This window comes from Hafnia alvei (assembly GCF_900095695.1).
In the GTDB taxonomy this organism is placed as follows: Bacteria; Pseudomonadota; Gammaproteobacteria; order Enterobacterales; family Enterobacteriaceae; genus Hafnia; species Hafnia alvei_B.
The window spans coordinates 39,958-53,690 of the sequence record NZ_FMIQ01000041.1; the positions used below are offsets into that span (position 1 = coordinate 39,958).

General features: G+C 46.8%; 15 protein-coding genes. 4 read left to right on the forward strand and 11 right to left on the reverse strand.

What is annotated here, in order from left to right; genetic code table 11:
- Window position 1: 1 nt before the first annotated feature.
- Window positions 2-115, reverse strand: coding sequence for a DUF2770 family protein (locus BN1044_RS23345; protein ID WP_096387890.1), 114 nt, complete (start codon window positions 113-115; stop codon window positions 2-4).
- 580 nt (window positions 116-695) lie between these two features.
- Between BN1044_RS23345 and proP the strand changes: the two genes are divergently transcribed.
- Window positions 696-2,237 (forward strand): glycine betaine/L-proline transporter ProP, encoded by a 1,542-nt coding sequence (gene proP / locus BN1044_RS11015; RefSeq protein ID WP_211095677.1) that lies wholly within the window; start codon window positions 696-698, stop codon window positions 2,235-2,237.
- A gap of 120 nt (window positions 2,238-2,357) precedes the next feature.
- Here proP and BN1044_RS11020 read toward each other — a convergent pair whose 3' ends face one another.
- From BN1044_RS11020 to BN1044_RS11035, 4 genes are all read right to left on the reverse strand, one after another.
- Window positions 2,358-2,978: a response regulator transcription factor gene (locus tag BN1044_RS11020; RefSeq protein WP_072308702.1), complete on the reverse strand. Its 621-nt coding sequence runs from the start codon at window positions 2,976-2,978 to the stop codon at window positions 2,358-2,360.
- A 164-nt stretch (window positions 2,979-3,142) separates the two neighbouring features.
- Window positions 3,143-4,255, reverse strand: coding sequence for an N-methyl-L-tryptophan oxidase (gene solA / locus BN1044_RS11025; protein ID WP_072308703.1), 1,113 nt, complete (start codon window positions 4,253-4,255; stop codon window positions 3,143-3,145).
- A gap of 204 nt (window positions 4,256-4,459) precedes the next feature.
- On the reverse strand, window positions 4,460-4,714 hold the full coding sequence (bssS, locus tag BN1044_RS11030; RefSeq protein WP_004092990.1) for a biofilm formation regulator BssS: 255 nt from the start codon (window positions 4,712-4,714) through the stop codon (window positions 4,460-4,462).
- A gap of 165 nt (window positions 4,715-4,879) precedes the next feature.
- A complete protein-coding gene (locus BN1044_RS11035) occupies window positions 4,880-5,167 on the reverse strand; it encodes a hypothetical protein (protein ID WP_072308704.1) in 288 nt (95 codons plus the stop codon).
- Between the two features lie 239 nt (window positions 5,168-5,406).
- On the opposite strand from BN1044_RS11035, the gene tehA reads away from it, so the two are divergent.
- Complete coding sequence (gene tehA, locus BN1044_RS11040) at window positions 5,407-6,429, forward strand: dicarboxylate transporter/tellurite-resistance protein TehA (RefSeq protein WP_072308705.1); 1,023 nt, start codon at window positions 5,407-5,409, stop codon at window positions 6,427-6,429.
- A gap of 189 nt (window positions 6,430-6,618) precedes the next feature.
- On the opposite strand, the gene dinI is transcribed toward tehA, so the two are convergent.
- Window positions 6,619-6,867, reverse strand: a complete 249-nt coding sequence (gene dinI / locus BN1044_RS11045; protein ID WP_072308706.1) for a DNA damage-inducible protein I — start codon at window positions 6,865-6,867, stop codon at window positions 6,619-6,621.
- Between the two features lie 283 nt (window positions 6,868-7,150).
- On the opposite strand from dinI, the gene aphA reads away from it, so the two are divergent.
- Window positions 7,151-7,864, forward strand: a complete 714-nt coding sequence (aphA, locus tag BN1044_RS11050; protein WP_072308707.1) for an acid phosphatase AphA — start codon at window positions 7,151-7,153, stop codon at window positions 7,862-7,864.
- A gap of 166 nt (window positions 7,865-8,030) precedes the next feature.
- On the opposite strand, the gene BN1044_RS11055 is transcribed toward aphA, so the two are convergent.
- The 4 genes from BN1044_RS11055 to BN1044_RS11070 form a co-directional block, all read right to left on the reverse strand.
- Window positions 8,031-8,276, reverse strand: coding sequence for a DUF2164 domain-containing protein (locus BN1044_RS11055; RefSeq protein ID WP_072308708.1), 246 nt, complete (start codon window positions 8,274-8,276; stop codon window positions 8,031-8,033).
- A complete protein-coding gene (locus tag BN1044_RS11060) occupies window positions 8,273-9,034 on the reverse strand; it encodes a DeoR/GlpR family DNA-binding transcription regulator (RefSeq protein WP_072308709.1) in 762 nt (253 codons plus the stop codon). Before BN1044_RS11060 ends, BN1044_RS11055 begins: the two co-directional genes overlap by 4 nt.
- A gap of 72 nt (window positions 9,035-9,106) precedes the next feature.
- Window positions 9,107-11,539, reverse strand: a complete 2,433-nt coding sequence (locus tag BN1044_RS11065) for a formate C-acetyltransferase/glycerol dehydratase family glycyl radical enzyme (RefSeq protein ID WP_072308710.1) — start codon at window positions 11,537-11,539, stop codon at window positions 9,107-9,109.
- Window positions 11,540-11,543: 4 nt separating this feature from the next.
- On the reverse strand, window positions 11,544-12,443 hold the full coding sequence (locus BN1044_RS11070) for a glycyl-radical enzyme activating protein (RefSeq protein WP_072308711.1): 900 nt from the start codon (window positions 12,441-12,443) through the stop codon (window positions 11,544-11,546).
- A gap of 158 nt (window positions 12,444-12,601) precedes the next feature.
- Here BN1044_RS11070 and fsa point away from each other — a divergent pair, with 158 nt between their 5' ends.
- Window positions 12,602-13,267, forward strand: a complete 666-nt coding sequence (gene fsa, locus BN1044_RS11075) for a fructose-6-phosphate aldolase (RefSeq protein ID WP_072308712.1) — start codon at window positions 12,602-12,604, stop codon at window positions 13,265-13,267.
- Window positions 13,268-13,413: 146 nt separating this feature from the next.
- On the opposite strand, the gene BN1044_RS11080 is transcribed toward fsa, so the two are convergent.
- A complete protein-coding gene (locus BN1044_RS11080) occupies window positions 13,414-13,719 on the reverse strand; it encodes a YbdD/YjiX family protein (protein WP_072308782.1) in 306 nt (101 codons plus the stop codon).
- Between the last annotated feature and the right edge of the window lie 14 nt (window positions 13,720-13,733).

Genomic DNA, 13,733 nt, shown 5'->3' on the forward strand with positions numbered 1-13,733 from the left:
TTCAGAAGTAAAGAAGATAAATATCTAACAAAAGCAGTAATAACGAAATAGCCAGATAAAAGATCAGATGATTGCGAACGTTGTTAATAATCATCTGAATTATTTTGTCAAACATACGTGCAACTCAAAAGCGCAGATTGAAAAAAGTATAATTTTTTATATCTAAAATCACAATCAGCAGATGATATTTCTGTTGGGTTTAACACATATATTTTCTTGAGAATTAGGCCAAGTTTTCTGTCTTTTTTTGTCAATTTTTTAGCTAAAAACAGTGACGGATAAAGCAATATTCCGTATTGGTTTTAGCGCCGTTTTTACACGGTTTACAGCCAACAAAATTTAAATGAAATTTAACTCAATGTTATGAATATAAAGATATTTTTTAAATTATTCGCTTTGTAATAACGTTGGTAAATTACCGGCGCATTGCATTAGACAAAAAGTCAAAAACTTGACCAAAGTCACTAAAATGTGTAAATTAAAGATATGTAAAGACACCATGAAAAATAAAAAACCTGCTAAGGGAACAGAAAATAACACGATAAAAAATAGGTGACTTTTAACGATTTCTCGTTAATGCTGCTGCATAGATCTCGCCTCACGCTGCGATCCGAAAATTGGATTAAGCCGTAATTACGGGGACGCGAAATCTATGGTGCTGCTGAGAATTAATTCAATGCACATCAAGGGTAACTATGACCGATCCTAAAGAGACTCTCGCGTCAGAAGCGCGCGTGGCTGATGCACAGCCACATTCATCCCATCTTGCGTTTTGGCGCAAGAGTCAAAAGAAGAATCAAAAACCAGAAATGACCGTTGACGATATTACTATCGTCGACCGCAGCATGCTCAAACGAGCCGTAGGCGCTGCGGCGTTGGGCAATGCCATGGAGTGGTTTGATTTTGGTGTTTACAGCTTTTTAGCCGTGACCATTGGTAAAGTCTTCTTCCCCAGCGGCAGCCCCGCAGCCCAGCTGATTGCGACTTTCGCCGCTTTTGCGGCTGCATTTTTGGTACGCCCATTAGGGGGCATGGTGTTTGGCCCGCTCGGCGATCGCATTGGCCGCCAAAAGGTATTGGCGTTTACCATGATCATGATGGCGGTGGGAACATTCTGTATTGGATTAATCCCAAGCTATGAAAGTATTGGTATTGCAGCCCCAATATTGCTATTGGCCGCTCGTTTGGTTCAGGGCTTTTCCACCGGAGGTGAGTACGGCGGCGCTGCTACGTTTATCGCTGAGTACTCAACGGATAAACGCCGTGGTTTCATGGGAAGCTGGTTAGAGTTCGGCACATTCGGTGGCTATTTGCTCGGAGCGATGCTGGTGACCGGGCTAACGGCGATTATGCCTGAAGAAACGTTGCTTGCATGGGGCTGGCGTATTCCATTCTTTATCGCTGCGCCGTTGGGATTATTTGGTCTGTATATCCGTTTAAAACTTGAAGAGACGCCTGCGTTCCAAAAACATATGGAAAAACAGGAAGCCATTGAAGATAGTAAGCCAAAGATGGGCCTGTTTGAAATGATGGGCACCTACTGGCAGCAGATGCTGAAATGTATTGGCCTTGTTCTGCTGTTCAACGTGTCTAATTATATGCTGACATCGTACATGCCAAGTTACTTGACCGGGGTGTTGGGACTGAGCGAACTCAGTGGCTTAATGCTGATTATGGTCGTGATGTTCATCATGATGCCAATGACGCTGTTGTGGGGCCACTGGAATGACCGTTTAGGACGCAAACCCGTTATCATGTTTGGTGCGCTGGGGTTAATCGTGTTGGCTATCCCATCCCTGATGCTGATTGGTACTGGGAATATGTGGGCGGTATTTGCGGGACTGATGATTTTGGGGATGCTGCATACCTGCTTCAGTGGCACCATGCCTTCTGCATTACCTGCGCTATTTACTACGCAGACTCGTTATAGTGCTTTGGCCGTAGGTTTTAATATTTCAGTTTCATTATTTGGTGGAACGACGCCGCTGATGACTTCGTGGTTGGTTTCGTCAACGGGCAACCAAATGGTTCCGGCCTATTATTTGATGGTGGCGGGAGCGATCGGTGTTGTCACCGTGTTGTTTATGCGTGAAACAGCACGAAAGCCACTGCGTGGCTCAGCACCAGCAGTAGCGACCAAGGCTGAGGCTAAAGCGCTGATAAACAAATTGCGTTTGCGTCGCCAGAAAAAAGAACAAGAACGAGTCTTACAAAATAATCACAGTACTGTAAATTAATGATGCCTATTAATTAATTATGATGTAAATACAAAACTATTGTTTTGTGAATTATATTATGAAAAGTATTTTCTTTTTAAAAAGCCCGCGAGCATACGCGGGCTTTTTTTATTGCAGAATTTATTTGATTAGGTTAGGGCTAGGGAAGACTACATATTTAATGACATTATAGAGATAGCAGAACTCAAGCCGATTACGTACATGCATTTTCTCGGTGATATGTTGCTTATGTACATATACGGTTCGGCCACAGATGTTTAACTTACGTGCAATTTTGTGGTTAGGCATTTCCTCCATCCAATATTGGGTTATAGAGGCTTCGCGATCGGTCAATGCCGGATAATTGCCAAAATATTGCTGTATGCTTTTATGCAGATCTGGCTTTCGATGTAACTCGGTGAAAACGGATAAAATTGCTGTAAGGTTTTGTTTATTAATGATATATACATGGCCATTTAATATAATGGGTCTAGTGCCATTCGGATAGTCCGCATCCAGGTAAACAAATATTTTAACGTGTGAATAATGAGAGAAAAATCGTATCAGAGATGTGTCTTGCTCATTGATTCGACAATAATCCGTCAGGTTGACTAAAATAATATCAGGATTAGGTATATCTTTTTTCTCTAAAGCTTGAATCACCGAATTCACATGGTGAATATTTATACCTGTTTCTTCAGAAAAGTAACAGGATATACCCAATCGTGTATAGAGACATTTGTCTACAACTAATACGTTCATTCATCATCCTTGAAAATAACGTCTTATGTTTTTTGATATGATTTATATAAATTCCACCTCTATAAGTTAGTGTTTTTAATATGCAGTTGTCAATTCTAAAATAACCACCGTGAGCGATGGCTTGTGCTATTAAATTATTAGCCCGCATTTTTGCGGGCAAGCAATTAAAATCGACTTATTTTGAAAGGAGAGAGATCGAATGGAACGGGTTGGCCTGCGGCCTGAAGCGCAATAATCTCACCTAATACGGTAGCAAATTTAAAACCATGCCCGCTTAAACCGGTTACTACGCTGACCTGCGGTGAATGCGGTAGTGTGTCTAGAATGAAATCTTCATCTGGGGAGAGATCATAGGTGCAAACCTCACCGTGCAAACAGACGCCAACGCCGGGCAGGAATTGACGTAAAAAGCCAAATACTTCACTACCATCCTGTGGATTAGTACCAAACGGACGGCGCTGCTCGGGCAGGGTAATGGCTTGTCCGCCATTATGTTTACCCAACTTTAGACCGTCATTGTTATATGGAAAGCCATAAAACTGATCGCCTTCGGGAGTTTCAACCGTAAAAGCAGGGAAGTTGTTATTTTCGCTGTAACGGCCATCGGCTTGATACCAAGAGAAAACTTTGCGTACTGGCGTTATTGGCAGTTCCGGTAGTAATGCTTTTGCCCATGTTCCAGCCGTAACGGCAACTTGGCGTGCGCTAAATTCTCCCTCAGACGTGGTGATTTTTACCCCGTTATCCTCAGGTGTAATTGCATCAACTTGACAGTTAAAGTGCAAATCAGCACCGGCCTCGGCGGCTTTTTCATTGAGAATACCTACCGCGAGCTCGGCTTTTAAATACCCGGCGTTTGGCTCGAATAAACCGATGTAGCCATCAGGCACTGACCACTCAGGCCAGCGTTTTCGCAGTAGTTCAGCGTCCAATTTCTCTACGGACAGCCCAAACTGAGAGGCGCTGTTTTCGGCATTACGCATGAATTCAGAACTGGACGGCCCTATGTTAAGAACGCCGCTGCGATGAAAAAGTTGTACTGCGCAAGCCTCTTCCAACTTGTTCCAGAGCTCCTGTGCGCGTAGCACCAAGGGAACATATTTCTCACCTTCGCCATAGGCATGGCGAATAATTCTGGTGTCGCCATGATGGCTACCCTGCCGATGGGGTGGGGTATGGCTATCTAGCATCAAAACGTTTAAGCCTGAAAGTGCAGCATAATAGCCAGCGGCTGCACCAACAGAGCCACAGCCGACAATAGCTAAATCGTATTTCATAAAGGGATCCTCCGTGTCATGGTTTTTCCATGAGTACACCCGTTTTTATGGCGATGAACGAATTCAGCGCAACAAATTTGGTTGAACAACATTTGTGATCTATTTTACAACCTGATGATAACCTTTGCAGGGTTGCAGAGGGAAATCGAGACATAAAAAAACACCGCCTTGTGAGGGGCGGTGTTCTAGCGGTGCGTTAATGTACTAATGTTTAAGGTAATCAATGTCTTGGTATTCCGAAGATTCTATCTTTTCAATTCCGGCTTCGAGGATGTCAATGAGCTGCCGTGCAACATCGGTGGTTAACCACAGAGTACGATCCACTTCCGCTTTCTCAGGATCTTGATCGCGTGAAGAAAGATAGTGCAGGCGGATCATCAAAGCATCATAGCTATCAACAGTACTGATATCCCAACCAACCACTGGGTGCGTCTGAATTACTTCATCTTTTCCGTTCATAAAGACCCCCTAAAACGTAGTGACTGTCGTGAGCTACTAACCAGGATCAATGTGTCTCATTAGATGAGCATTTTCAGTATACGCATCTAACTGTTTAAATGACGCATTTTTTATGTGTTTTGTTAAAAAAATGTTTTCTGGCGATGAATTAAACACAGGTACTAACTAGATATTGTGATTATTTGCGATTGTTGTTGTCTCGCTAACGCCGGAATTACGTACCTCAAACTGTTCTGCAAGTTTGGCGAAGTATTCTTGCGTCTTAGTATCATATGTTTGGTTGTTGGCCTCCAATTTCAAGCTGTGGGTCAATAGTTGACAGCTTTTTCCCTCGAGTCCGAATGCTAAATAGGAAAATGCAGTTTCCAGCACATTAATTCGTCGTTGTTGATCGTGGATCAGTTCAAGTAGTTCACCAAACGTCATTGCATGCTCGGGATTGTCGCTGTTCATTTATTGTTCTCCTACGGCATAAGTCCTAGAGTATTGAGGTTAGTTAAACCACCGAGTTAAGTTAAGCCTAGTCCATCATTTTATGCCAATACAATCAGATAAATGACCTAAACCCAGCGTAGGGTGGTGATAAAGCGTATCAAAAATGACACTTTGCGAGTTTTGTAGGATGAAAGTGAAAACAGCAGAGGGATCATCCGCTATAATCTGCGTCCTGTTTGAGTTGTGTAAAAGTTCTCATGAATAGTTCTTTAGAAAGCACCGCTGAGCGCACTGAGCCTCACGTGGTCAATATCCCTGCAGGATATTTTGGGATGGTGCTGGGCATCATCGGGATGGGGTTTGCTTGGCGCTATGCGGCGACTATTTGGCCCGTTTCACCTTTCATTGGCGAAGGTTTGGTTGGGCTAGCAACGTTGATTTGGCTCAGTTTAGCGTTGGCTTTTATATATCGTCTTGTACGTTATCCGCAATTAGTGATAGCTGAAATGCGCCACCCGCTGAGCGGAAGTTTCGTGAGCTTATTTCCGGCCACCACGATGCTGGTTTCAATTGGCTTTGCTCACTATTCGCCAACGCACCTTCTGGCTGAAATCATGTTTGGTATCGGTGCCTGCGTCCAACTGTGCTATGCCGCATGGCAAAGCGCGGGGCTGTGGAAGGGAGAACATCCGCCAGAGGCCACGACACCAGGCTTATATTTGCCCACGGTAGCTAATAACTTCATCAGTGCCATGGCGTGTGGCGCATTGGGTTTTCACGATCTGGGTATTCTGTTCTTAGGCGCAGGGGGATTTTCATGGCTGAGCTTGGAACCCGCGATTCTGCATCGTATGCGCAGCCATGGCGAAATGGCTAAGCCGGTACGAACTTCGCTGGGTATTCAACTTGCTCCAGCGCTGGTGGCATGCAGTGCCTACCTCAGCGTTAATGGTGGACATACAGACTTCGTTGCCAAGATGCTGTTTGGTTATGGATTATTGCAGCTTATTTTTATGCTTAGGCTAATGCCGTGGTACATGAAACAGCCGTTCAATGCTTCATTTTGGAGCTTTTCATTCGGTATTTCGGCACTAGCAACCACGGCTCTGCATTTAAGCGTGGGTGAACAAGATGGATTGTTTGCAGCGTTAGCGGTTCCCATGTTCGTTTTCACTAACCTTGTGATTGCCTTGCTGATGCTCAAAACGGTGATTTTGCTGGTGCAAAAAAGGCTGATCCCTACGGTGGAAAGGCCTTGCTGCAAATCGCGAACGAAATAATAGTGCAAGAAAGATGTTGTGCGGCTAGATAGGCAAAAAAAAGCCGGGAAGCGACTCCCGGCCTACGCATTTTACTATCCGTAGGAATTGCCGATGGCTAACGGAGATGGAACTCATCGCCTATTATCATTCAATGAATTAGGCTTATTATTGCGGCGTAAAAGTGTGTGTTTACACCGCGAATTAGTGTTATTCGCTAAACCCGTTATCGAACCAGTCGTCGGCACTTTCCCACGTTTCTTGCAGGACTTCCTCGATGCGTTCTTTGTCGGATTTCAGTCCGCCCATAACGGTTAGCGTATTCGAGTTAGTCATTCGAACCTGTACCGCAGTTTCAGGATAGATATGGTTTACTCGTTTTGAAAATTCGTGGTTTAATGCTTCCAGAGCACCGTCTGGCAGCTTGTTACGTTTGTCCAATGTCAATTCAATGCGCATGGTCGCCTCCGCATTCACAATATACTGTATATTTATACAGTCGAGATTCTATTAACGCAATACTGTACAACCACTATTTTTATTTTCTTTGCGCTTCAGTACGTCACTTTTCTATCAATATGCGATGTTCTTCCCGTTTGCCTGCTTATTACGCCCATCAATTTTGAACCAGAGCACGTTTTCTGATGTATTTGCTGCATACTATGAAGCGCGAATGTGACAAAACCCTAATCCGATATTTCACAGCTGTGAATGTGAGAATTAACAAATAAAAGGAATATCCATGCGAAAGATTGCGGTTGCACTCAGTGCGTTAGCCCTTGTTATCAGTTTAAGCCCATCGGCACAGGCAAAAGTGTCTACAGATACGCCTCTTAATGCTGGGGTTACCGTTGCACAGTTGGCACATCAAGCGCCAATTCACTGGGTTTCTGTGACGCAGATTGAGAATAGCCTACAGGGTATTCCTCCTATAGCAGTCGGTTTTGATATTGATGATACGGTGCTATTTTCGAGCCCAGGATTTTATCGTGGGCAGAAAGAGTTCTCTCCGCAAGATCAAAACTATCTGAAAGATCCCGCATTTTGGGAGAAAATGAATAACGGTTGGGATAGCTTCAGTATGCCCAAGCAGGTGGGTAAAGATCTGATTGCAATGCATCTTAAGCGTGGTGACAGCATTTATTTCATTACTGGTCGCAGCCCGACCAAAACAGAAACCGTTACGAATACCTTGCAAGCGGATTTCTCGATACCGGCAGCAAACATGAATAGCGTGATCTTTGCAGGCGATCAGCCTGGACAAAATACCAAGATAAACTGGATCAAAGAAAAGCAGATTAAGGTTTATTACGGTGATTCGGATGGTGATATCACCGCGGCTCGCGATGTCGGTATCCGTGGTATTCGGGTATTGCGGGCATCTAACTCAAGCTATCAGCCGCTGCCAAAAGCAGGGGCGTTGGGTGAAGAGGTTATTGTTAACTCTGAATATTAATACTATAGAAAAAGATAGTGTTATGGTTGATGCTGGTCGCTTTGGCGATTGAGATTCACGGGGGCTACCGTAGGGTGAGGCGCTCCGGCAGCTAAAGCTGCTACGACCCCATCCCTACGGTTCCCCCTAATATCGGACGTTAGAGTTAGCTATGGGCGGTATGTTTTTAATCGACAGGCTTTTGCAGCCAAGTCAGCGTATCGACAAGATCTTCCGTTTTTTCTTCTACTACGCGCAGTGCGTCAGCCATCCCTTGATTATAAAAATGCGCGCCGAGCTCTTTGGCAAAGAAATCCAGCAAGAATTCTGCATCAAAATCACCAATTTCAACGTCTAATTCAGCCTGTAGATATTTTTGTAATTTGTGGACCATCTGTGAGGTCTGTTCACGGCTGAAGGTCATTTCACTCATAGCGTACCCTGCTCCTCATAAACGATATCGAGCTGAATATTTAGTTTTTTGAGATGGTTTCTGTATTCATCGTTTAAACGATAATCGGTGATCACCCGATTAATCGCGTGAGTGGGCTGCAATGGGTTGGGGTTAATTTGGCCGAATTTTGAAGAGTCTGTCAGCACGATGTTTTCAACGCCTTTGGCTAAAACCGTATTGGCGATATCGGCGCGCATCATATCGCGACCGGTAAAGCCTGTTTCTGGGTGAAAACCATCAATGCCGAGGAAAGCTTTGTTGAAGTAAACCTGCTGGATACATTGGCGGGTTAGCGGGCCTACCATTGTTTCACTGCGCTTTTGGTACAGTCCACCCATTAAAATGACGTCACAATCCGTTTCTTTCAGCAGGTGGGCAATGTAGGTGCTTACGGTCACCAGCGTAACGCGTTTGCGTTCTGCCAGATAACGGGCGAGAAGGGCATTGGTACTGCCATTTTCGATAAAAATTGTTTCACCATCGTTAACCAAAGATGCCGCGTAGGCTGCCAATTTTTGTTTTAACGTGAAATTAATCATCATTCGAGCATCTACATCGTCGCTTTCTAGCGCTACGGCGTATCCGTGGATACGTTTTAGATAGTTACGTTTTTCCAATAGGTTCAGATCTTGACGGATCGTCACCTCTGAAACACCGGTATCACGTGCCAGATCGGCCACGCTAATGCGGCGTGTGTCGTTGACATATTGGAGAATAGCTTGCTGTCTTGAATTCATGAGTTCCTTGGCTTAACGACCTAATTTATCGGTGGCCTAAGCCACCGATAGCTTTGTGTTTAATCGCCCACATCAAAGCGTATGTTCGGTACGCGCGATGATATCATCCTGAGCGTCAGGAGATAAGGCCGTAAAGAACGCTGAGTAGCCCGCTACGCGCACCACAAGATCGCGATACCGTTCTGGGCGCGCTTTTGCTTCCAGCAGTGTTTCGCGTGAAACGATGTTGTACTGCACGTGCCAGCCTTTATGCACTTCAAAGAAGGTGCGCAGCATCAGCATCAGTTTTTCTCGATCGCGCGTATTTTCCAGCGTAGCTGGATTGAGTTTCTGATTCAGCAACACGCCACCTAGAATTGCGGCGGTGGGGAGTTTGCCTAAAGAGTTAAATACCGCCGTGGGCCCAAGATGATCGGTTCCCGATGCCGGGCTTGCGCCTTCCGCCAGTGGCGTTTTGGCTTTGCGTCCATCTGGTGTGGCCTGCGTGGCCGCACCAAAAGGCACGTTAGCCGAAATGGATGACGTCCCCGCATAGTAGGTTCCGCCGATCGGCCCACGACCAAAACGGGTATTATGGTACTGTTTCAGTTCATCAATATAGGTCTGATAGGCACGAACCAGCAAGTTATCTATGTCATCTTCGTCGTTGCCATATTTCGGCGCATTGTTCATCAGTCTCTGGCGCAGCAGTTCACCGTCTAAACCATCAAAATCATTTGCCAGCGCCGCGGCAAGCTGTTGCTGGCCGATAACGCCTTGTTCGAAGACTAATTTTCGTACTGCCGCTAAACTGTTACCGAGGTTAGCGATGCCGACCTGTAGGCCAGAGACCCAGTCATATTTAGCGCCGCCTTGCTTCACGCTTTTGCCTCTTTCGATGCAGTCATCAACGAGCGCAGAACAGATAATGTCATGGGCATTTTCTTCAAGCACGGTATCCACAACGCATTCAATTTCGATTGATTTGCGAGTGAAGTAACGGATTTGCTCATCCCAAGCGTTCATGACCTGATCGAACGTCTCAAAGTTACCTTTAGACAGCGCTAATTCTTGCGGTAGAAATGTTTTTTGACTGGTTGCATCGCGGCCTTGTTCTAATGCAGCCAGCATCACACGGGCGAAGTTGATGAAGCTCATTCCGGTGCATCGATATCCCCATTTTCCGCCGACGGCGGTTTCGATGCATCCAATAGCGGCATAATCATAGGCATCCTGCGGTTCAACGCCCAGTTTGATAAACTCAGGGATCACGATTTCATCGTTATTAAACGCTGGCATGCCAAAGCCACAACGAATGACCTGTACGCAGGCATCGAGGAAATCATTGCTTATGCCCGCATGATATCGAACGCTGAGGTTCGGCTGCGTAGAGCGTAATCGTCCACAGGATTCTAAAACGGTGTAAGACAGGGGGTTGACGGCATCCTGCGGCTGGCCGTTTAACAATGTTTGTCCGCCGATGGTGACGTTTTGGTAGAGCGGGCTACCGGCAGAGGCTTTTGAGTGTGAACCCGAGCGAATTTTATTCACTTCTAACAATTTCAGCCAGCAACCGTGCAATAGCTCAATGGCAAATTCACGGCTGATGCTTTGCTTCAGCTCCACATCGCGGCGATACCATGGATAAAGGTATTGATCGAGGCGGCCAAATGAAACCGAATGTCCGTTGGATTCGATCTGTAACACCAACTGCATGAAATAGCACAGCTGCAGCGCTTGCCAGAAGGTTTGCGGTGGCTGATGTGCAATCAATTCACAGTTTGCAGCAATATGGCGCAGTTCAGCCTGACGTTCAGGCCGACTCTCCTGTTCCGCCATGCTTTTCGCCAGCTCCGCGTAGCGTAAAATATGATCGCTAAGGGCGCTTAGGGCGATATCAATCGACTTTAGGAACTGCTCCTTGTGCAGATCGTCCCAGTCGGTGAGCTGCAAACGGCTGCGGCGTTCGTCGACTTTATCCCGCAGTCCGTCCAATCCTTTCTCCAACAGCAGCGGGAAATTGACCGCTAGATGGGCATCACCGGAGGTCATATTGCCTTCTGCTTTAATGATACCGGTTGAGAGTAGGGCTTTTTGCTCGTCGGTAAACATACCGTAGCAGCGATCTTGAACGGTTTGGCCTCGCCACCACGGGCAGATTTTATGCAATACCGCTTTATTTTCCTCTGAGACAGAGAATCCAGCGCCAGGGCGATCCGCCAGCTCGTCGATTTCCTGCTCAATCCAACTGACCGTATACTCAGGAAATATCGGCGCGGCACGCACTTCACTGGCCTGATTGCCGATGATCAACTCATCATGTTTAATCCAGATGGTGCGTTGCTGGAGATGGTGGGCTAACGCCAGTGCCCTGCGTACGGGCAGCGGTTTATCCTGATGCTGTTGGTACATCTCGGTATAGTGCTGTGCACGTTCGGTACACACCGGTGGCTTAACGATATGGATTAGCGCCTCTTTATGAGCGCGAATACGTGGCGACAGCGAAGTTAAATCGAGTTGGGTCATGACGTTATCCTCGTAGCAGAGCGGTAAGACCTTTATCGCGGGCGTATTGCTGCGCAAAGTCCAGTAACTCTGGGTTATCCAATGGCTTATCCGCCGCTATATAAGGCATATCCAGCAGGCGGTATTTATTGATGCCGAGCGTGTGGTAGGGCAGAAAATGAATCTCTTTGGCGCCGAGTTCATCGGCGGCGAAGTTGGTGATTGCGCGAATGGATTGTTCGTCGGCGTTAAAATCGGGAATGAGTGGAACACGGATCGTCATATTGACGCCGCGCGTGGCGAGACGGCAAAAATTGTCCATCACGCGTTTAGCAGAGCCGTCAGTCCATTGTTTAAAGGTGTTTGCGTTAACATGCTTTAAATCGGCTAACAATAGATCCAGAAACTCAAGGCTGGGCTCAATGTTATGCCAAGGCACATGCAGGCAGGATTCAACGGCAGTATGAATTTGGTGTTGATGGCTGCGCTTCAGCAATTCTGCGCAGGCTTCGGGCTGCATGAAAGGCTCGCCGCCAGAAAGGGTTATTCCGCCGCCGGTTCGCTGATAAAAAGGCAAGTCTCGCAGCACCGACCCCATCACCTCATCCAGATCCAGTGCCGACCCGCATACAGACAACGCGCCCGTAGGGCAACATGTCTCCAGACGATCTAAATCGCGCTCAGCGATCGCATGACGATCGATCGTGACGCCACTATTCTCTCGTTGAATGGCGTGCGGCACACACTGTTCGCATAGCTGACACCCTTCTAGGCACAGTCTTGCGTCATACAGCAGTTCACGGGCTCGTGAGCGACTCTCTGGATTTTGACACCAACGACACCCTAAGGAGCACCCTTTCAGAAATACCACTGTGCGGATCCCTGGACCATCATGGGTCGAATAACGTTGCAGGTTAAATAGCATACGAACTCCGAAGGTATGATTAGTGTTCAATTTCTTCTAACGAAGATTAATGCACTTTCGAATGAAAGTTGAGTTGATATTGATCAACTGCAAATGGGTTTAATGCTTTATAGTGAGCACAATCAGACGTTGAGCACATTTTCGATAGGGGGAAGTGAATGGAACTGTATCTGGATACGGCCGATGTCATTGCGGTGAAAAGGCTGGCGCGTGTTTTACCCTTGCAAGGGGTGACAACCAACCCAAGTATTATTGCCAAAGAGGGTAAATCTGTATGGGAGGTTTTGCCGGCTTTGCGAGATGCGCTGGGCGGTTCGGGTAAACTTTTTGCGCAGGTGATGGCTAACGATTCGGAACGCATGGTGACGGAAGCCGTTATGCTGACCGAGCGAATTTCTGGCGTGATCGTGAAAATCCCGACCACGGCAGAGGGGCTGGCAGCCATCAAACAGCTGAATACAATGAATATCGCCACGCTTGGCACCGCGGTATACGGTGCAGGCCAAGGGTTGCTGGCGGCTATGGCCGGAGCAGCCTACGTTGCCCCTTATGTTAATCGGGTTGATGCGCAGGGCGGCGATGGTATCGGCATGGTGCGAGAATTACATCAATTGCTGAAGATGCATGCGCCAAATTCTCGCGTGCTGGCAGCGAGCTTTAAAACGCCACGCCAGGCATTGGACTGCATGTTGGTGGGGTGTGAGGCGATCACGCTGCCGGTCGATATTGCTGAGCAAATGCTGCTGAGCCCCGCAGTGCAGTCTGCCGTTGAGAAATTTGAACAAGATTGGCAGGGTGCGTTTGGCACCAATCTGTTGGGCTAGCTCGTTTGTAGCCTATCGCCCAAGTGGTCTAAACGGGCGAAAAAGAGGTTGGCAATGAAGAGCGTACCTCAAGCGATAAAATAGAATAAATCTCCATAAAAAAACCGGCCACTTGGCCGGTTTTGATGTTTATAAACGCGTGATCCTCAGCATGGGCATTTGCCCAATTTCCCCCCCTTGCTTGGGAAGCGTGCCTCTAAGCAATAGCGATGAAATTCACGCTCGGTCATTGGCGTATTTTCAGGATGATGTAGCTGCTGGTGGCGCACGTAGTTCTGATAATCTTGCACGCCAACCATCAAACGCAAACTTTGTGCGGCTCGCCGATACATCAGTTTTACCCACTGCCATGCCGACGTTGGGTGTGACTCACCCAGCGAAAGTGGCAAACAGCGCAGGATAACCATATTCGGCTGCGCCTGCCTTTTCCACGGCAGACCGCTTTTGATCATCATGTGTGCTTTGA